The 16,886-nt window shown below is 55.5% G+C and carries 18 protein-coding genes and 3 pseudogenes; 9 read left to right on the top strand and 12 right to left on the bottom strand.

Annotated elements, in window-relative coordinates; translation table 11 throughout:
* Positions 1–124: 124 nt before the first annotated feature.
* Positions 125–1,249 (top strand): annotated as a pseudogene (locus tag M8006_RS13985) (amino acid aminotransferase); the annotation flags it as partial.
* A gap of 15 nt (positions 1,250–1,264) precedes the next feature.
* Here M8006_RS13985 and M8006_RS13980 read toward each other — a convergent pair.
* From M8006_RS13980 to M8006_RS13970, 3 genes are read right to left on the bottom strand one after another with little or no spacing between them, the layout of a single operon-like run.
* Entirely contained in the window at positions 1,265–1,993 is a 729-nt protein-coding gene (locus tag M8006_RS13980) for a haloacid dehalogenase type II (RefSeq protein ID WP_250083230.1), read from the bottom strand.
* Positions 1,990–2,592, bottom strand: a complete 603-nt coding sequence (locus tag M8006_RS13975) for an MFS transporter (protein ID WP_250083229.1) — start codon at positions 2,590–2,592, stop codon at positions 1,990–1,992. The genes M8006_RS13980 and M8006_RS13975 overlap by 4 nt, the downstream gene beginning before the upstream one ends.
* A 41-nt stretch (positions 2,593–2,633) precedes the next feature.
* A complete protein-coding gene (locus M8006_RS13970) occupies positions 2,634–3,383 on the bottom strand; it encodes an IS5 family transposase (protein WP_250083228.1) in 750 nt (249 codons plus the stop codon).
* A 222-nt stretch (positions 3,384–3,605) separates the two neighbouring features.
* Here M8006_RS13970 and M8006_RS13965 point away from each other — a divergent pair, with 222 nt between their 5' ends.
* The gene (locus M8006_RS13965; RefSeq protein WP_284047064.1) at positions 3,606–3,734 is read left to right on the top strand and encodes an ester cyclase; all 129 of its coding nucleotides are present in this window, start codon (positions 3,606–3,608) and stop codon (positions 3,732–3,734) included.
* Between the two features lie 81 nt (positions 3,735–3,815).
* The gene (locus M8006_RS13960; protein WP_250083225.1) at positions 3,816–4,067 is read left to right on the top strand and encodes a hypothetical protein; all 252 of its coding nucleotides are present in this window, start codon (positions 3,816–3,818) and stop codon (positions 4,065–4,067) included.
* Positions 4,068–4,236: 169 nt separating this feature from the next.
* On the opposite strand, the pseudogene M8006_RS13955 reads toward M8006_RS13960, so the two are convergent.
* A pseudogene (locus M8006_RS13955) lies at positions 4,237–5,001 on the bottom strand (dihydrodipicolinate synthase family protein); the annotation flags it as partial.
* Between M8006_RS13955 and M8006_RS13950 the strand changes: the two are divergent.
* A pseudogene (locus M8006_RS13950) lies at positions 4,992–5,153 on the top strand (helix-turn-helix domain-containing protein); the annotation flags it as partial. The pseudogenes M8006_RS13955 and M8006_RS13950 overlap by 10 nt on opposite strands.
* A 30-nt stretch (positions 5,154–5,183) precedes the next feature.
* Positions 5,184–5,789: a LysE family translocator gene (locus M8006_RS13945; RefSeq protein ID WP_250083224.1), complete on the top strand. Its 606-nt coding sequence runs from the start codon at positions 5,184–5,186 to the stop codon at positions 5,787–5,789.
* Between the two features lie 123 nt (positions 5,790–5,912).
* Here M8006_RS13945 and trpA read toward each other — a convergent pair whose 3' ends face one another.
* Both trpA and trpB read right to left on the bottom strand, forming a co-directional pair.
* Complete coding sequence (trpA, locus tag M8006_RS13940) at positions 5,913–6,731, bottom strand: tryptophan synthase subunit alpha (RefSeq protein WP_250083222.1); 819 nt, start codon at positions 6,729–6,731, stop codon at positions 5,913–5,915.
* Positions 6,732–6,751: 20 nt separating this feature from the next.
* Positions 6,752–7,969, bottom strand: a complete 1,218-nt coding sequence (trpB, locus tag M8006_RS13935) for a tryptophan synthase subunit beta (protein ID WP_250083221.1) — start codon at positions 7,967–7,969, stop codon at positions 6,752–6,754.
* Between the two features lie 104 nt (positions 7,970–8,073).
* Here trpB and M8006_RS13930 point away from each other — a divergent pair, with 104 nt between their 5' ends.
* The gene (locus tag M8006_RS13930) at positions 8,074–8,973 is read left to right on the top strand and encodes a LysR family transcriptional regulator (protein ID WP_250083220.1); all 900 of its coding nucleotides are present in this window, start codon (positions 8,074–8,076) and stop codon (positions 8,971–8,973) included.
* 121 nt (positions 8,974–9,094) lie between these two features.
* Here the strand turns inward: M8006_RS13930 and M8006_RS13925 are convergent, their stop codons facing one another.
* Positions 9,095–10,063, bottom strand: coding sequence for a zinc-binding metallopeptidase family protein (locus tag M8006_RS13925; RefSeq protein ID WP_250083219.1), 969 nt, complete (start codon positions 10,061–10,063; stop codon positions 9,095–9,097).
* A gap of 245 nt (positions 10,064–10,308) precedes the next feature.
* Between M8006_RS13925 and M8006_RS13920 the strand changes: the two genes are divergently transcribed.
* Together M8006_RS13920 and M8006_RS13915 are read left to right on the top strand one after the other, a co-directional pair.
* A complete protein-coding gene (locus M8006_RS13920) occupies positions 10,309–11,232 on the top strand; it encodes a cation diffusion facilitator family transporter (RefSeq protein ID WP_250083218.1) in 924 nt (307 codons plus the stop codon).
* Entirely contained in the window at positions 11,210–11,443 is a 234-nt protein-coding gene (locus tag M8006_RS13915; RefSeq protein WP_250083217.1) for a hypothetical protein, read from the top strand. Before M8006_RS13920 ends, M8006_RS13915 begins: the two co-directional genes overlap by 23 nt.
* A 27-nt stretch (positions 11,444–11,470) precedes the next feature.
* Here the strand turns inward: M8006_RS13915 and M8006_RS13910 are convergent, their stop codons facing one another.
* From M8006_RS13910 to M8006_RS13900, 3 genes are all read right to left on the bottom strand, one after another.
* On the bottom strand, positions 11,471–12,097 hold the full coding sequence (locus tag M8006_RS13910; protein WP_250083215.1) for an SDR family oxidoreductase: 627 nt from the start codon (positions 12,095–12,097) through the stop codon (positions 11,471–11,473).
* 147 nt (positions 12,098–12,244) lie between these two features.
* A complete protein-coding gene (locus M8006_RS13905) occupies positions 12,245–12,742 on the bottom strand; it encodes a hypothetical protein (RefSeq protein WP_250083214.1) in 498 nt (165 codons plus the stop codon).
* The gene (locus M8006_RS13900) at positions 12,739–13,959 is read right to left on the bottom strand and encodes an AAA family ATPase (RefSeq protein WP_250083213.1); all 1,221 of its coding nucleotides are present in this window, start codon (positions 13,957–13,959) and stop codon (positions 12,739–12,741) included. Before M8006_RS13900 ends, M8006_RS13905 begins: the two co-directional genes overlap by 4 nt.
* Positions 13,960–14,146: 187 nt before the next feature.
* Between M8006_RS13900 and M8006_RS13895 the strand changes: the two genes are divergently transcribed.
* A complete protein-coding gene (locus tag M8006_RS13895) occupies positions 14,147–15,082 on the top strand; it encodes a glycerophosphodiester phosphodiesterase (protein ID WP_250083212.1) in 936 nt (311 codons plus the stop codon).
* 57 nt (positions 15,083–15,139) lie between these two features.
* Here M8006_RS13895 and M8006_RS13890 read toward each other — a convergent pair whose 3' ends face one another.
* A complete protein-coding gene (locus M8006_RS13890; RefSeq protein WP_488592960.1) occupies positions 15,140–15,946 on the bottom strand; it encodes an ADP-ribosylglycohydrolase family protein in 807 nt (268 codons plus the stop codon).
* A 25-nt stretch (positions 15,947–15,971) separates the two neighbouring features.
* Positions 15,972–16,598, bottom strand: coding sequence for a hypothetical protein (locus tag M8006_RS13885; RefSeq protein WP_250083209.1), 627 nt, complete (start codon positions 16,596–16,598; stop codon positions 15,972–15,974).
* Positions 16,599–16,886: the final 288 nt, after the last annotated feature.

Genomic DNA, 16,886 nt, shown 5'->3' with positions numbered 1-16,886 from the left:
AGCGGGGTTCAACAAACTGGAACTGGTCGTGAATAACGTGAAATTCCAGGATGGGGAGCCCTTAACAGATCAGTCAGATAGGACCGCCGCCTAAACGGTCATACACAAAATTTGACAATAACTCAAAGACACCACCCCTCAGAAGGTCGACCTTGGCGTAGGGGTCTACCGCGACGCTCAGGGCAAAACACCGATTATGCTTGCAGTTAAGAAAGCTGAGGCTCTGGTGCTCAAGAACAAAACCACTAAGTCCTACATCGGGTCTCACGGTGATCTTCGCTATAATGACGCCATACTCCCGCTAATACTCGGCGAGAATTCCCCCGTACTTAATGCCAATCGTGCAAGTGCCAGCCAGTCTCCCGGCGGTACTGGCGCTTTGCGCCTGGCAGCAGATTTCATCGCCGCTCAATTGCCGGGCAAGGATATCTGGGTCAGCGACCCGACCTGGCCCAACCACCTAGGCATCTTCCCAGCGGCAGGCATCACTCTGAGGAAGTATCCCTACGTGGATGCTGGCAACCGCCTGGACTTCGATGGCATGCTCGCTGCCTTAAAAAAGATTCCCAAAGGCGACGTAGTGGTGCTGCACGGCTGCTGCCACAACCCGACCGGTTTCGACCTGTCCCACGGACAGTGGAACCAAGTACTCGAAGTGGTTAAGGAGCGCAGCTTGCTGCCGCTGGTAGACTTTGCTTATCAAGGCTTCGGTGAGGGTCTCGATGAAGATGCCTATGGTGTTCGACTGCTGGCCGAGAGCCTCGACGAGGTGATAATCACCAGTTCTTGCTCTAAGAACTTCGGCATTTACTGCGAGCGCACCGGTTGTTTGATCATGGTAGCCAAGAATAGAGAGCAGATGGAGAACGTCCGTTCCCGGGTAGCCATCGTCGCCCGCGAGAACTACTCCAACCCGCCAGCCCATGGTGGTTCCATCATAGCCGAAATTTTACACTCCGGAGAGCTGGCCAGCATTTGGCGTAATGAGCTCAACGAAATGCGCGACCGCATTAACACTCTACGTCGCGAGTTTGTCGAGGCTCTCAAGCCCTATGATCTGGATCAGAAGTACGCCTGCGTGGCCGAACAGCGCGGCATGTTCTCATACACTGGACTTATGCCAGAACAAGTGGACCGCCTGCGTGATGAATTTGGCATCTACATGGTCCGTTCCGGGCGCGCCAATGTGGCTGGCTTCTCTCATGAGAACCTACCCTATATCGCAGGTGCCATCGCCGCAGTCAACTGAGCCTCATTTACCGATTCAGACGCACTTCGCCCGGGACATATGGCCCGGGTGACTTGCGCCCTGCTCACTCAACGCGACGAGATCTTCAGCCACCACATCCCATGCTTCCTCGGCTTCTAAATCATTGCGCTGTTGCAGGCCATATTCTGTGCGCCGGGGTATGAAAGCCGTTTTCATCCCCAATGCACGGGCAGCACGCAGGTCAGAATTATGCGCCGCACATAGCATCACCTCTTCAGGCGGCAGGCGCAGCAGGTGGCATGCCCCTAAATAGACTTCCGGATCAGGCTTGTAGTGCTGGAATAATTCGGCGGAAAACACCATATCCCACGGCAGTTCAGCATAACGGGCAACATCCACCATCAGTGAGATATTACCGTTGGTCAGCGTTGCGATGATGTATTGCTCTTTCAAGCGCTGAAGGCCACGTTGCACGTCCGGCCATGGCGTTAACCGATGCCAGAAGAGGTTAATGCGATCAATGGTCGCCTCGTCCAGCGCAATCCCATGTTGATTGAGTAGTTTGACCAGGCTTTCTCGATGCAGATCATCTAATACCGTCCAGGGGAGTTCGCCTTGACGTACCCTGTCCATTGAAGGCGCATAAAGCTGTCGCCATTGATCCGTCAGCGCTTCACAGGGCAGCTCAAGCCCCAACTCTTTCTCTAGCTCATTGAATTGATGAATCAAACTGGAACGCCAATCGACAATAGTGCCAAATACGTCAAACACGATGGCTTTCATTCACGTCTCCTTCCCGTTGGATAGTCATTAGCAACCCCAATATTGTCATGGCGATCAGCAGACACCAGCCGAAGCCAAAAAACCCCAGCCAGGCCATCAAGCAGCCGAGCATGAACATTGAATGTAGCGGTAGCCCAAGCCCCGCCCAGCGGCAAGCCCGCCTGACGAATGCCCATGGCAAAGCCGCGCTGGGATTTATCAAACCAAGCCGCTACCGATTTGCTGCCGCCAGGCTGAGCGGTACTGTAACCCGCCCCTACGATGACCAAAAAAAGCAGCATGGCCCAGTAACTCTCGGCCAGCACAGCAGCGCTAAGCGCGATGCCGACTACGAGAGTGCCTACCCCCACCACCAAACGCTCACTGAACCTGTCCAGCAACTCCCCGGCAACCAACAGCCCGGCCACAGGCACCAACTGAGCCGCCGAGACCAGCGCCCCAATCTGAAATGCAGAGAGCCCCATATCTGCCTGTATATACACACTTATGGCGCCGATGCCCTGAACGAAGAAACACGCCGCTGCTTGGGCAAGGGTGGCTATCAGCAAAATGATCCAGCGGTGGTTTTGAGCAGACGTCATCGGCAGCGTGGTTGCCATATGGAGACCTTTAGTATGTTGAGTTAGGGCCTGTTGACGTTTCACATTGGGAGCCATAAAAAACCGCACGCCAAAGCCACCATGCTTTCGTAGTTTCGCTTCAGTTTATCGTAGCGCGTCGCTATGGCGTGATACGATTTTAAACGGGCAAAGGCATTCTCGACGAGATGCCGATAGCGATATAAACCTCTATCCAGACTGGCATTTCCCTTTTTCGAGTTGCGCCTACGTGGAATCACGGCCTCCATGCCTTTCGCCTCAACCTGCTCACGGATACGCTCGCTGTCATAGCCCTTGTCAGCCACTAGCGCCTCCCCCGTCGGCAAGTCGTCAATCAATGCCTGGGCTTCTGTGCTGTCGTGTACCTCACCGCCCGTTATCCTGAAGGAATTGGGAAGGCCATAAGCGTCAACGGCCAGATGAATTTTGCTGGTGTTGCCTGCACGACTTTTGCCAATGGCTTCTGACTCTTCTGTGGCAGCCCCTGTACTGTCCTGGTGCGCCTTGACGTAAGAGCCATCAATGAATAGCCACTCGACATCCGGATCCTCGACCAGCATGTTGAAAACCGCCATCAGCTTTCCAGCCGATGACCAGGCGTTGAAGCGCTTGTAGACCGTATTCCAGGACCCAAACGCCTCTGGCAGGTCCCGCCACTGGCAGCCAGTGCGCATCCGGTAAAGGATGCCTTCCACAGTGATGCGCAGGTTGGCCTTGTCATAGATACCTTGTTGAAGCAGGATAGGTTTCAGCTTCGACCAGTGTTCATCCGTGAGCATTTGTCGGGGCATCGCAAGCTCGCAGTTTGTTGGCGTGAGAACCTCTATTCTGCGAGCTTGCCCCTATCCTGCCAAATCATCTTCGATCAAACGTCAACACGCCCTAGTACACCAACTACCTCGTAACATTAGCAAAGGGGTATCAAGATCGTTCTAAGCCAAGTGCATGGCAGGTAAGCATTGTTCTTACTTTAGCTAAAAATCATCCATAGGAAATAGCGTTAAGGCAACTTCCTGGGCTTACCTATCAATAGGCAAAAAGTGACGTTTTGCGAGAACGCGTTCTACCTCTTCCACGACCAAAAGATTCGTGAGGTCTGGTCGGTCATCGATAAGGCTGCGATCGAGGCTCAGCTTGGTTAAATTGCCTCTCAAACCAGGCAGGTTTCGCCATGGTCTGCCATAGTGAAAGCCACCAGTGACAACTCTCAAGGAGGAGAGAAGATGGCCCGTACTACCCGTAAAGAACCTATTAGCGAAGAGCAAGCTGAAGCCATCATCATTACGGGATGGCGTGTTATAGACGTTACCCCGCCCAGCGCTCCAAAAGAAATCACGCGTCATGATCACGAGCCCGATGCGATCGAGGTTGCGCGGCGCTTCGAGACCAAGCCACCCAATGAACCAGGGTCTGTTCCAGACGGCACTCAGGACGACGATGCCTCGCAGACGAACATGGGCAACGTTGACGAATAGCCCTTCCAGTCTTTATTGCACCAACCAGGCAGGGCGCTCGTGAAGCGCCCGACGCTCCACAAGTTGAAGTGATTCCGTCTCCAAACACATAGCCGTCAATGGCCATTGTGCGGGAGTGCATGTATGAGACTCTCACTGGATAACGCTTTCGTTGAAATAGCCAACACCCTCAGCTTAACGCAAGCGCTTCAACAACGGCTTTAACTCTTTCACGGGCCTCACCTTGCAGCGTATTCAGCGGCTGGGGCAGGCAGGGTTGGCTTACTCTACCGGTGATTTCGGCGATGGTGGCGGCGACCCGGAGGCTGCCGCCGTAGTCACGGTAAAGTGCCCATAGCGGCTCAAGCGCTTGAGAGCGGGCGGTCGCTTGCTCGGCATCCCCTGCCTGGGCGGCGCGGGTGAGCGCCAGCGCCATGTCCGGGTAGAGCCCCCCGATTACCGAGTACCAGGCATCGCACCCGGCGAGTAACCCTGTGGCGGCGGCCGGGTCGCCGCTGATGCCGATGGTCACGTCGCTGGGGATTAACGCGCGAAGCCCTGTAACGCGCGCTTTGGCAGCGGCCAGGTCGTTCTGCACCGGGGGGATTTTGATGGAGCGCACCTGGGGCAGTTGGGCGATGCGCCCGTGCAGTTCGTCGCTGAAGTTGAAGTGCGTGGTGCCGGGGTTGTCGTACACGCAGAGCGGCACGCTTAGCGAGCGGCAGACCGTCTCGTACAGGCTGAACACTTCGTCATCGGTGAGTTTTTGATACGAGACCGGCGCCAGCAGCACACCACTCGCGCCTGCTTGCTGGGCATTGTCAGCGTTGACGAGCACATCGCGGGTGCGCAGCGCGCCAATACCGGCGATGACGGGCACTTTGGCGGCGCTTTCCACACTTAGCTTGGCCACGCGGGCGCGCTCGTCACTGCTCAAGTAGGCGTAATTGCCGGATCAACGCGGCCCGTGCGGCGCTGGACCAGGGTGCGCCGCTCAATGAGGTGGCGTTGCGGTTTGGGTTTGCCGACCTTAGCCATTTCAGTCGCCGCTTTAAGCGCATTTACGGCATGACGCCCCATCAGTACCAGTGCGATATCGCGCGTTAACTCCCAACCTTCACGCATAGAGGTCTCACCATGTTAGCAATCGTCGCCTACGCCCTAGGCGCCATGTATTCGCCTGGGCCAGTGAATCTGCTTGGTTTGAACATTGGCATTAATGGCCAAGCCAAACAGTCGGTCGGGTTTTGCCTGGGCGTGGGAATGGCGATGCTTGTTTACTTGCTGGTGTTGGGCTGGGTGGGGGCTGCCTGGATCAGCGGTAGCGCCCTGATCGTGGTGAGTGCGCTGGGCTGTAGCTACATTGTGTACCTGGCCGTCAAAATTGCCCGCGCCAACGCTGATTTTGGCGAGCCTGACCATACACCGCGCCTGCTGAGCTTTCGCGATGGGCTGGTGATGCAACTGCTCAACCCAAAAGCCATTATCGCGACCCTGCCCATCGCCACCCTTCAGTTTCCGGCGGCGGGTATTCAGGGCGTCAGCTTGGCGGTGTGGGCGCTAGGGCTGTCCGCCATGGCGGCGGGCGCCCCCGGCAGCTATGTGGTCATCGGCAGTCTGGTGGGGGATCGCATTAAAAGCACGCGGGTCGTGAAAGGCTTCAACTGGCTGATGGCGGGGTTGCTGGTCGCCGTGGCGCTTTCGATTGGTGTTGAGCACGTCTGGGTGCCGCTTGTGTCCTAAACGCCTCGCATCACTACAGCGATGACATGATCCAACAGCTCATCACCTTATAGCCCCCATATTAGATTTTTTATTTAATAGCCATGGGCTTCCACTTCCCGCAGTGCCGTCACCGCTTTCCGTCTACCTACGACACGCCCTGACGCTTTCCGCCAGCTCGCTGACCAAGCCGTGCACCCGCTCAACGGCTTCATCAGGCGTGTTGGCGTGTTCGATGCAGTCGACTAGCGCGGAGCCAACCACGACGGCATCGCTGTAGCGGCCAATGGTGGCGGCCTGCTCGGCGGTGCGAATACCAAAGCCCACCGCAATAGGCAGGTCGGTATGTTCGCGCAGGTGGGCAACCGAGCTTTCCAGCCTTTCCGGCGTGGGGGCATTGCCGCCGGTCACGCCCGCTACGGAGACGTAGTAGATAAACCCGGAGGCATTCGCCAGCACCCTGGGCAAGCGCTTGGCGTCGGTGGTCGGGGTGGCCAGGCGGATAAAGTCGATACCGTGCTGAAACGCTGGCTGGTATAGCTCTTCGTCGTGTTCAGGGGGCAGGTCTACCACAATCAGGCCATCTACCCCGGCGCGGGCCGCATCAGCCAGAAAACGTTCAACGCCGTAGCAGTAAATGGGGTTGTAGTAGCCCATCAGCACAATCGGCGTGGTGCTGTCTTCTTCGCGGAAGCGGCGCACCATCTCCAGCGTTTTGGCCTGGGTTTGGCCGTTTTGCAGGGCGCGCTGCGCGGCTTTTTGAATGGCGGGACCATCGGCCATGGGGTCGCTGAACGGCATGCCGAGTTCGATGATATCCACCCCGGCCGCGGGAAGCCCGTGCAGCAGGCGGCGGGAGGTGTCGGCATCCGGGTCGCCCGCGGTCAGGTAGCTGACCAGCGCCGGGCGGTTTTGCTGCTTGAGGGCGCTAAAGCAGTGTTCAAGACGCGTGGATTTAGTCATTTTAGTCTCCTGATTCGCGCTCATTGGGATGTCTCGCCTAGATGATGGGCGACGCTCGTCATGTCCTTGTCGCCACGGCCGCTCAGGTTGATCACCATCAGGTGCTCGCGGGGAAGCTGGGGCGCGCGCTTGGCGACTTCGGCCAGGGCATGGGCGGTTTCCAGGGCGGGAATAATGCCTTCCTTGCGGCAGCACATCTGGAAGGCTTCCAGCGCTTCGTCATCGGTGGCGGAGACGTACTCAACCCGTTTCTGCTCATGCAACCAGGCGTGCTCGGGCCCGATGCCGGGGTAATCCAGCCCCGCAGAAATCGAGTGGGCGTCGGTAATCTGGCCGTCTTCGTCTTGCAGCAAGTAGGTGCGGTTGCCGTGCAAGACCCCAGGCGTGCCGCCGTTCAGGCTGGCGGCATGCAGGCCGCTTTTCACGCCCTTGCCGCCCGCTTCCACGCCGATCATTTGGACGTCCGGGTCATCTAGGAATGGGTAAAACAGCCCAATGGCGTTTGAGCCGCCGCCCACACAGGCCACCAGCGAATCCGGCAGTCGGCCCTGCTTTTCGAGCATCTGGGTGCGGGTTTCATGGCCGATGACGGCCTGGAAGTCGCGCACCATGGCCGGGTACGGATGCGGCCCGGCGACGGTGCCGATGATGTAGAAAGTGTCGTCGACATTGGTGACCCAGTCGCGCAGCGCTTCGTTCATGGCGTCCTTGAGGGTGCCGGTGCCGGAGGTAACGGGGACGATTTCCGCGCCGAGCAGCTTCATGCGGAACACGTTGGTCTGCTGGCGTTCGATATCGGTGGTACCCATGTAGATCACACAGGGCAGACCAAAACGCGCCGCCACCGTGGCGGTCGCCACACCGTGCATGCCCGCGCCGGTTTCGGCGATGATGCGCTTCTTGCCCATCTGCTTGGCCAGCAGCACCTGGCCGATGCAGTTATTGATCTTGTGCGCGCCGGTGTGGTTGAGCTCTTCACGCTTGAAGTAAATACTCGCCCCACCAAAGTGCTCGGTCAGCCGTTCGGCGAAGTAGAGCGGGCTTGGCCGCCCCACGTAGTCGCCCTGGAAGTAGGCCAGTTGGCGCTGGAATTCCGGGTCGTTTTTGGCGGTGGTGTATTCGTCTTGCAGCTCCAGAATCAGCGGCATCAGGGTTTCGGCGACAAAGCGGCCGCCGAAGCTGCCAAACAGCCCGTTGGCGTCGGGCAGGCTCTGGGATACGTCTATAGGTTGATTCATCACGACCTCGTCATGCGAGTTAAGTATGTGATGACGTTAAGGCAAGCGCGTGAAGATAAAAATCGATAAGATGTCAGCTATATGTGAGCTGGAGTCACGCATTTATGCAGAATAGCATGCCGCCACTTAGCGCATTGCGCGCCTTTGAAGCCACTGCCCGGTTAGGCAGTGTGACCGCCGCTGCCGAGGAGCTAAGCGTCACCCACGGTGCCGTCAGCCGCCAGTTGAAAAGCCTGGATGAGCATTTTGGCGTGGCCCTGTTTAGCAAAGCGGGCCGTGGCATTGTGCTTACCCCGCACGGCGAGAAACTACAAAGCGGCCTAAGCGAGGCGTTTAGCAAGCTGCGCGATAGTTGCGCCGCGCTCAAACGTGATGTGGAAGAAGCCCCTTTCACCCTCGCCTGCCCTGGCAGCCTGTTGGCCCGCTGGTTGATTCCCAGGTTGGACCGCCTGCACCGTGAACTGCCCGAACTCAAGCTGAAAGTGGTGGTGAGTGACACCGAGCAGCCCGGCAAACAAACGGACGCCAGCGCCACCCTGGCGTTTTCCGAGCCACCCTGGCCCGCGGATGTAGACGTCATTGAGCTTATCCCCGAGCAGATATGCGCGGTGGCCAGCCCACAACTGGCAGCGCAGCTTGATCCGGCTGATCCACAGACGCTGTTTTCTACCCAATTGCTGTACACCGCCTCCCGCCCCCAAGCGTGGCCGCAGTGGGCCAGTGCGCAAGGGCTTGAACAGGCACAACTGGAAGCGGCGCTAAGCGAAGGCCAGGGGTTCGAGCATCTTTACTACTTGATGGAAGCGGCGGTGGCGGGGTTGGGTGTCGCGATTGCGCCCACGCTGTTGGTGGAAGATGACCTGAAGAGCGGGCGGCTGGTGGCGCCCTGGGGCAGCATCGAAACATCCGCCCGGCTCTGTTTATGGTTACCTAACCAAACCAACAACCACCGTAGCGAGCCACTGGCAAAATGGCTTAAGAGCGAGCTTAAAACGGCATCATGAAAAACGTCGGGGCGTTACGGTCAAGCCCTTACGGGTGACCAACGGCTAAGTGTAAGTAGGTAAATGCATTTTGTTACGGCAGGGTCTAGGACCCTGCCGTCATGATTGGCCATCCGTGCTATTAAAGCCCTTGTGCTCCTCGGCGCAGCCAGTCATGTACAAAGGCAAGCTTGCGCATCGCGACATCGGACAACACGAAGGGGTAAAGGTCCGCCAGCCCCATCGAGCGGTTGACATGGTTGACGCCAGCCACCAGTGATGCCGCGATATGAATCAATCGCTCGGCATCCGGTTCGGCGTAGGCATCCCAGCCGTAGCTATACGGTAGCGCAGGCGAGGTCATGCCAGACGATACAAAGCTATCGGTGATATCCGTTAAGTGCAGCAGGTGCGACGCGGTTTCGGCAAAGTCTTCATGTGGGTGCGCAGAGGCATAGGTGGTTAAGAATCGCTGGCGCCAATCTGGCGGGGGGCCATCTTGGTAATGCCGCTGTAGCGCCGCCGGATAGTCCTCACGTTCATCGCCGAACATCTCACGAAAGGCATCTAAAAAGTCATCTCGCAGGCTCAATCGCCACCACAGCATGTGCGAAATTTCATGACGCATATGCCCAATCATGGTGCGATAAGGCTCTTCCAGCGCCTCGCGGCGAGTCGTGCTTAGCACCGGGTCGGCCTCGGCCACGCTGATGGTCACCACGCCGCCCACATGCCCCATGGGAACCGGCGTTGCCCCTTCGGCAAGCATATGAAACACCGGTGGAGCACCTGGGTCTTCAGGCCGAAACCAGTTCCAGCGGCCTAGGTTGTCGATGACCCAGCGTTTGGCGGCTTCTGTTTGCGTCCAGTTGGGAATGGCATTTGGAATCGAGGGATCGGGAGCCAACGCTGTCATGGCACAAGAGCGGCAAAAAGCGCCCTGCTTGGGTGCGATCCAGTTACACCCGATCACCTCACGGTTGGCACAGAAAGGTGGCATGGGCAAAAAAGCCCGCGCCTGGGGGTCGTAAGCAACCGGGATACCATCAGCGGTGACCAGGTTATCAAACCAGAGTGAACCGGAGCCGACAGGATTGGAAAAAACGCGCATGAGCTAGGTCCTCCAAGGGAGATATCATTTCAGTGTGGGTGAACCTGCCATGCAAAGTCTAGGAGTTTAGGCGGTGCTAAACTGATCACTCACCTCAGCAAGGTAAACATGTCAAAATGCTGGGAATATGTAATTAGGCCCTTGTTCGCCATCAACGGTAGCTGAAAATCATCATGGAACGTTAATGCTGCCGTGTTTACATCGATCTTTTCGACTTTTAGTAGCCAAAAAGTGAGGATAACCTTATGGGACACCATCACGGTCACCACCACATTGACCCTGCCTCCGGTGATCGACGCGTGACCATCTCCATCTGGGCCAACGGGTTATTGACCGTCGCCCAGATTATCGGCGGTATTTTAGCAGGGAGCCTCTCGCTCATCGCGGATGCGCTGCATAATTTTTCCGACATGGCCGCGCTTGTCATTGCGTTTGCGGCCCGCAAGATAGCGAGGCGACCGGCAGACGCCCAGATGACGTTTGGCTATGGCCGAATCGAGATAGTAGCGGCATTGGTTAACTACACTACCCTCATTCTCGTCGGTGTCTATCTGATTTATGAAGGTGCCATGCGGATGATTGAGCCACCCGAAATTCAGGGCTGGATGATCGTGATTATCGGCGGCGTTGCCCTTGCAGTCGATACCCTCACAGCGCTACTCACGTGGTCAATGCAAAAAAATAGCGTCAATATCCGCGCCCTGTTCCTGCACAACCTATCCGATGCATTTGCCTCTGTCGCGGTCATCATTGGCGGTTCGCTTATCCTTTTATACGACATGCGCTGGGTAGACCCTGCAATTACGATCGGCATCGCCGTCTATATTCTCTATCTCGCCTTTTCTGAGATTGGCGGCCCGATTCGTACACTGATGCTGGGCTCACCGCCCGATATTGACGGGCAAGCCGTCATTAACGCGATGCGTGACGCTGAAGGCGTTATAGAGGTGCATCACGTTCATTTATGGCAAATGCAAGAAAATGCCGTCGCGCTTGACTGCCACGTGGTTGTCGCGGAATCCGGCTGGCCGCAGCTTGAAACGATCAAGGCCGATATAAAAACGCGACTTAAAGAGAACTTCGGTATTTCCCACTCAAGTTTAGAATTCGAGCATATTGACCACGTTCACAAAGACGCCAGCCTCTATGGGCATGGATCGGTTTGGTGAGTATCAATGTAGTTTGGACAGTAGCGCCCGTTATACCCAACAGGCCTGCGAGGCATCGCTGCGGCGGCTGTGCTACCTTGAAGAAAATACAGCAGCAGCATCTATTATCCTGACTGCCGATGAGCAGCAACAGCTTGAAGCGGCCACCGAGCACCTTCCGGTGACCGGTGAACGCTACACACCGAAAGGCATGAAGGGTGTTAATACTTAAACGCTTGCGGCCCTCCTTGAGGAAGTATTACTGAATAATCTCGTCAATTGAGCGCTTGCCATCCAACAGCACGTACTCTGTATTGGTAACGCTAGTCTGCAGCGCGTAGTGCAATGCATAAGCGACATTGGCGCGGGAGATTTGATTGTCACCGGCCTCGTCGACTGAGCTGGCAAACTGTTGGCTGGCGGCGCCATCCGTCAAACGCCCTGGTTTGAGAATTACGTAGGGCACGCCGCTGCTGCGCAAGTGGGCATCGGCGGCGAATTTCGCGGCCATGTAGGGGCGCAGCTTTTCGGGTGCTTCCATGGGGTTTTCAGCTCGTATCGCGCTAATCATCAGGTAGCGGGAGATATCTTTCTGCTTGGCGATATCGGCGGCACGAATAGCCCCGTAAAGATCAATCAACAGGGTCTTGTCCGGCCCAGTGTGCGGTCCTGAGCCGGCGGTGAACACCACTTGGTCACAGCCTTCAAAGGCGTGTGAAAAGTCGTCCTCCAAATCGGCAATGACAGTATTGATGCCTCTTTCCCTAAACCATGGCACCTGCTCTTCGTTGCGAATCATTGCCTTGATCGGCGTGCCCGCCTGTTGCGCCAGCTCGCAAAACTGTTTGCCTATCTGTCCGTTCGCACCAATCACTAACGTTGTCATAACGCCTCCTAGTGAGTTGCCTGTATAGCCTAGATGCTGGCAAAAAGATGACATTCAACCCTCGCGCCTTACACGTCCATCTTATCTTCACGCTTTGCTTGTTCAGTTTGTTATCGGCCGCAGTGCTTTCCTTTCGGGCTGTCGGTCTTATAAATAGGGCCTCAGATCAGGCGTTGGCGTGGTGTGCTCACAGTGCAGTAATGCAGATACGCGTATATTATGCTGGCGTTCCAAGCGCTCCAATTCTGGCTTTGATAGTAGTCCATTGGTGACAATTACGGCTTTTTGCTGAACGGGTAAGGCGCTGGTTGAACGCCAATAGGCTACTAGGGTCTGATACTCTGGCCGCTGATGCCGCACATAGCCAAGCTGTGCAAAAGCCTTTGGTATGTCTCCGGCGCCTTTTAATTCTATCAGGACTGCTGTGCTACGGTTGTGGCTTTTCCAGAGGTAAAGGCCATCGCATTTAGGTAAGTTATCCTGCATGACACAACGATCTAACACGATAGCAAGCGCCTGCTCTCCCTGCTTAAGCGATAAATGAAGCCGTTTACCTTGTTCTCCCAGGGTCAACTGCCCTTGGCACAGTGCGTGGGTATTTCCCATGCGCTGGCAAGTACAGGCGTGATAGGGGTTAACTATCATCCCTGACGTTGCTCCCATTCAATATCACGCATTTTGTCATAGAGCAGATTGATCGCGTTGAAGTGCTGCAACAGTTGATCATCTAATAGACCGCTTTCACTATCGATTAATGAGCTCGCTTGCCCTGGAAATACAGCATAGGCAGCCACATCGCTGCTGGATAAAGGCATCAGCGCTTCGATTTCAGGATCAGTCATTGGCAAGTTTTTAACTTGCCACTTTTTAAGATGATTATTCAGCGCCTCGACAATAAAGGGGCTGTGAGTCGTCACAATAAATTGAGCATTTGGAAAGGTATACAGTAAATCCCCCAGCACGCGGCGCTGCCATTCAGGGTGAAGGTGTAAATCCACTTCATCAATCATAACGACCGCTTCTGATTCCAGCGGGTTATTTAGATGCGGATTGGCGAGCGCCGTTCTTGCGCTAAGGTCAATCACTAACCCCAATAATGTTTGGTAGCCGTCACTGAGCTGGGCAAGGTCTAACCATTCATCCCCTTGCCTCACCACAAAGCGCAGTGGGTTGAGCTCAATATGCGGCTCGGAAAGGTCAGGAAATAATGCGACGATGGCACGCCTTACTGCATCTAGTTCCGGTAGAGTAACATCAAAGCTTTTTTGCTGTTTCTGCAGCCTGTGTTCTTCGTTTTCTTTGTTATAAAACCAAACAAAAGCAGACTTGAAACGGGTGTTTGCCGTAAGCGCATCCGTTAATGCCTCAAAGCGCTCGTGAGATTTGGGAAATCCTTTGCGGCTTTGCGGCAAATCCAGCAGCGCCCTGCTAACGCCGTAATAGGCAAACACAGGCAAGGTAAAGGGTTCGCCATTGACCCAGCGCTCAATCACTTCCTTGTCTAGGTGTTGCTTTAATGCTTTAACACCTAAGCCTTGGGGTATCTGGCTTGCTGTTTTCTTACTGTTATCGCGGCGCTTAAGCCGGTCCCACATTAGACCCTGCTTTGTTTCCAAGGTGATACGAGTATAGGGAGCCAGTTGATTAAGCTGTTGATGAATATCTCCTTGCTTTTTAAACGTAATACCTGAAACGCTTGGCAAATACGTCAGCACTTCCCCTAGCCCAATCGCTACCGCATCAAGCAACGTGGTTTTTCCGCTACCATTCTCTCCCATCAATAACGTCAGACGTTCAGCTAGGGCAAGCGTTAAGGCAGGTTTGGAGCGAAAATTTTCCAGGGTAAGACGCTTTAGCTTCATTCAGAGCTTCTCATTTCTCAAGAGCCAGATAATAAGGATTAGTTTGGCATGATTGCATTATCAGGTCGAATGGTCGGCACTTGCATTTATTAGATTCATCCATTGATATGTCGCCCGTCGCTCATTTGGAATAATCTCTAAAAGCAGATAGGGTTATTAACCGAACATTCAATCAAGGAAAACACTTATGCAACATCTTCCGCTAGTGACCGCTGTATCGATGGGCCTTTTCGCTGGTGCTGCCACCACCCAGGCGATGGCAGACCCATCGCCTTTAGAGCAGCAACTAAAAGACCTGCAATCGTTTCAAGTCATCGCTCACCGCGGTGCCAGCGGCCACGCGCCGGAAAGCACCATGGCCGCCTATGAACTTGCTCACGAGTGGGGCGCCGATTACCTGGAACTGGACGTACAAATCACCGCCGACGGTGAGCTAGTGGTGTTCCACGATGACACCATTGATCGCACCAGCGACGGTAAAGGCGAAATCAACGATTACACTCTCGAAGAACTCAAAGCGCTAGATACCGGCACCTGGTTTAACGAGGAAAATCCCGACAGCGCCGACACGGCCTTTGAAGGCGCGCAGATACTTACGCTGGATGAGCTCTTCGATCACTTTGGCCACGATGCCCGTTACTACATTGAAACCAAGTCGCCCCAACTGAACCCTGGTCTGGAAGAAGCCTTGGTAGAGACGCTGGAAGAATACGATATGGTCGAGAGCGGCCGCGTGCTGGTGCAGTCCTTCGAGCAAGACAGTCTGTTGAAAGTGCAGGAATTAAATGACGACGTGCCGCTGATTCAGCTGGTGTGGTACTACCCCAGTGAAGAAGACGACTCGCACCTACTGGAGTGGACGAACGTTACCCCGGGGCCGAGTGAGATCACCGATGCGGACTTCCAAGCGGTTGCCGATTACGCGGCCGGTATCGGTACCAATGTCACTTACGATGGCGAAGACGTGAGTGATGCCGACTTTATCCGCCAAGCGCAGGAAAACGGCCTCCCGGTACACGTATATACCATCAATGAGCGCGAGGAAATGCAGCGCCTACTGGATTGGGGCGTTAACGGTATTTTCACCAACCACCCCGACCGCTTGCTGGAATTAGTGGAATAACTTCAGCCGCCTACCCCAAAGCTCATTGAGGTTGACCGATACACCGATATTGGGCGCTTATCGGTACCGTTGGCAGAAGGCATCGGTAATCGCCCATAAACCCGGCGTTAGGCGGTGTTTAACCTCGGTGTACAGGGTATCCGGCACGCCGTAAAACGCTTCAGCAATTCCCCCTGCGATACAGGCTTGGGTGTCGCTATCGCCACCGAGCGATACTGCATTGCGTAAGGCGTCTTCGTAAGAGTTCGCCTCTAAAAACGCGATAATGGCTTCCGGCACACTGCCCTGGCAGGAAACGTCAAAGCGATAGCGTGGGCGAATATCCGCTAGCGTGCGCGCAAGGTCGTAATCAAACCGCTGGGTAAGGGTCTCGCGAATGGTGGCTTTATCCGCGCCGGTTCGCGCCCAGAACACCGCAAGCGCCGTGGCTTGGGCGCCTTTTATCCCTTCAGGGTGATTATGGGTGATTTCAGCGGTGGCTTTGGCCTGGGCGAGCACGTCGGCTTCCGTGGCGTAGGCAAAGCCGACGGGGCTAACGCGCATGGCGGCTCCATTACCCCAGCTGTAATACGGCCCCGCGTTGGGACCAGTCAGCCATTGGATAAACGAACCGCCATACCCGGCGTTGGGGTACTGCCGCCCTATTTGCCGGACAGCTTCAGCATAGGGCGTATCATTAAGAATGGCACTAGCAACCGCCACGGTGAGCACGCTGTCATCGGTGAAGCACGAGCGTGGCGAAAACAGCGGAAAGTCTTTGGTTTTGATCGGCTGGTGCTCATACATCGAACCGACCATGTCACCTGTTATTGCACCAATCATCAGTTCCTCCGCTCGTCGGTACGCGGCGCGGCAGAACAGCATGCTCTGCCCGGCTGTTCACATCCAGCTAGGTAGCTGGCCGCTGAAAATCGTTAACTGAGATACTGGCAAGTTTTTCCAGAAAAAACACGAGCGATTCAGGATGGCGGAAGCGCTGACTAAAGGCTTCCTGACCTTCTGGCGAGTGTCGGGTAATACTGGCCTCATACTCATTACCTACTTTGCATATATTGGCGCGGTTCTCACGCCCGCCTTCTTGGTGGATAGCAGTGAGCGCAGTTTGCTGCTGGAGCATGGTGCGCAGCCGACTGGCGGCGCTTTGCTCTTCTTCCGTGGCCCATAACGGCTGATCACGGTTACCGTACTGGTAGAGCATCATAGCCAGTAATAGGGCAAAAATGCTGCTGATCAACATCCAAGTGAGGGCCACGTTCGATACTGGCACCAATATAATGGCTATCAGCTGTACACCGCTGGCCACCGCCAAGGCGATGGCCAGCGGACGCCACATACGCGGGCTCATGACACTACGCTGAAGACTTACCCCCCAAAGCCCCAGCGCAGCAAAAAAACCGATGACCAGATACACTGCCGCCAGCGGCGTACCGCCACCCATTAGCACCGCGACAATGCCGATTACCAGCAATAAGCTATAAAACGCTGCCAGAAGGCAGTAGGCACGCTTGAGGGTCATAGGGTTCTCCTGAATATCGCTGTTGTTATGTAAACGGCTTGTTATGCGAAGTATAGCCAATTCACTCAAGCATGCCCGTAGGCCTTAGGCTTGCGCTTAACGACGAAATGGCAGCAAGCGTGCCGGTGACATTTTGTTGATCCCAATAGCGTCGCGCACGTGCCAACGCAAAAGTAATACGCTTTTGCTTCTTTTAGCACGATACCAATAGGCGAGCTTTCCGGCACGACAGGTTGGCTCATTGCTAATGTCCTTTGGCTTAAATAGCACGGTCTTATAGGGCTAAGT

This window comes from Halomonas llamarensis (assembly GCF_023555005.1).
In the GTDB taxonomy this organism is placed as follows: Bacteria; Pseudomonadota; Gammaproteobacteria; order Pseudomonadales; family Halomonadaceae; genus Vreelandella; species Vreelandella llamarensis.
The sequence above is the reverse complement of the archived record's forward strand: the minus strand, read 5'-3'. Positions and strand labels throughout refer to the sequence as shown.

What these genes read in the sequence shown, in the direction of transcription:
- M8006_RS13945 (WP_250083224.1), top strand. Translation starts at nt 5,184, where the DNA reads ATGTTAGCAATCGTCGCCTACGCCCTAGGCGCCATGTATTCGCCTGGG.
- M8006_RS13960 (WP_250083225.1), top strand. Translation starts at nt 3,816, where the DNA reads ATGGCCCGTACTACCCGTAAAGAACCTATTAGCGAAGAGCAAGCTGAA.
- M8006_RS13885 (WP_250083209.1), bottom strand. Translation starts at nt 16,598, where the DNA reads ATGACCCTCAAGCGTGCCTACTGCCTTCTGGCAGCGTTTTATAGCTTA.
- M8006_RS13890 (WP_488592960.1), bottom strand. Translation starts at nt 15,946, where the DNA reads ATGCTGTTCTGCCGCGCCGCGTACCGACGAGCGGAGGAACTGATGATT.
- M8006_RS13920 (WP_250083218.1), top strand. Translation starts at nt 10,309, where the DNA reads ATGGGACACCATCACGGTCACCACCACATTGACCCTGCCTCCGGTGAT.
- M8006_RS13980 (WP_250083230.1), bottom strand. Translation starts at nt 1,993, where the DNA reads ATGAAAGCCATCGTGTTTGACGTATTTGGCACTATTGTCGATTGGCGT.
- M8006_RS13910 (WP_250083215.1), bottom strand. Translation starts at nt 12,097, where the DNA reads ATGACAACGTTAGTGATTGGTGCGAACGGACAGATAGGCAAACAGTTT.
- M8006_RS13925 (WP_250083219.1), bottom strand. Translation starts at nt 10,063, where the DNA reads ATGCGCGTTTTTTCCAATCCTGTCGGCTCCGGTTCACTCTGGTTTGAT.
- trpA (WP_250083222.1), bottom strand. Translation starts at nt 6,731, where the DNA reads ATGACTAAATCCACGCGTCTTGAACACTGCTTTAGCGCCCTCAAGCAG.
- M8006_RS13915 (WP_250083217.1), top strand. Translation starts at nt 11,210, where the DNA reads ATGGGCATGGATCGGTTTGGTGAGTATCAATGTAGTTTGGACAGTAGC.
- M8006_RS13905 (WP_250083214.1), bottom strand. Translation starts at nt 12,742, where the DNA reads ATGATAGTTAACCCCTATCACGCCTGTACTTGCCAGCGCATGGGAAAT.
- M8006_RS13970 (WP_250083228.1), bottom strand. Translation starts at nt 3,383, where the DNA reads ATGCCCCGACAAATGCTCACGGATGAACACTGGTCGAAGCTGAAACCT.
- M8006_RS13900 (WP_250083213.1), bottom strand. Translation starts at nt 13,959, where the DNA reads ATGAAGCTAAAGCGTCTTACCCTGGAAAATTTTCGCTCCAAACCTGCC.
- trpB (WP_250083221.1), bottom strand. Translation starts at nt 7,969, where the DNA reads ATGAATCAACCTATAGACGTATCCCAGAGCCTGCCCGACGCCAACGGG.
- M8006_RS13975 (WP_250083229.1), bottom strand. Translation starts at nt 2,592, where the DNA reads ATGGCAACCACGCTGCCGATGACGTCTGCTCAAAACCACCGCTGGATC.
- M8006_RS13930 (WP_250083220.1), top strand. Translation starts at nt 8,074, where the DNA reads ATGCAGAATAGCATGCCGCCACTTAGCGCATTGCGCGCCTTTGAAGCC.
- M8006_RS13895 (WP_250083212.1), top strand. Translation starts at nt 14,147, where the DNA reads ATGCAACATCTTCCGCTAGTGACCGCTGTATCGATGGGCCTTTTCGCT.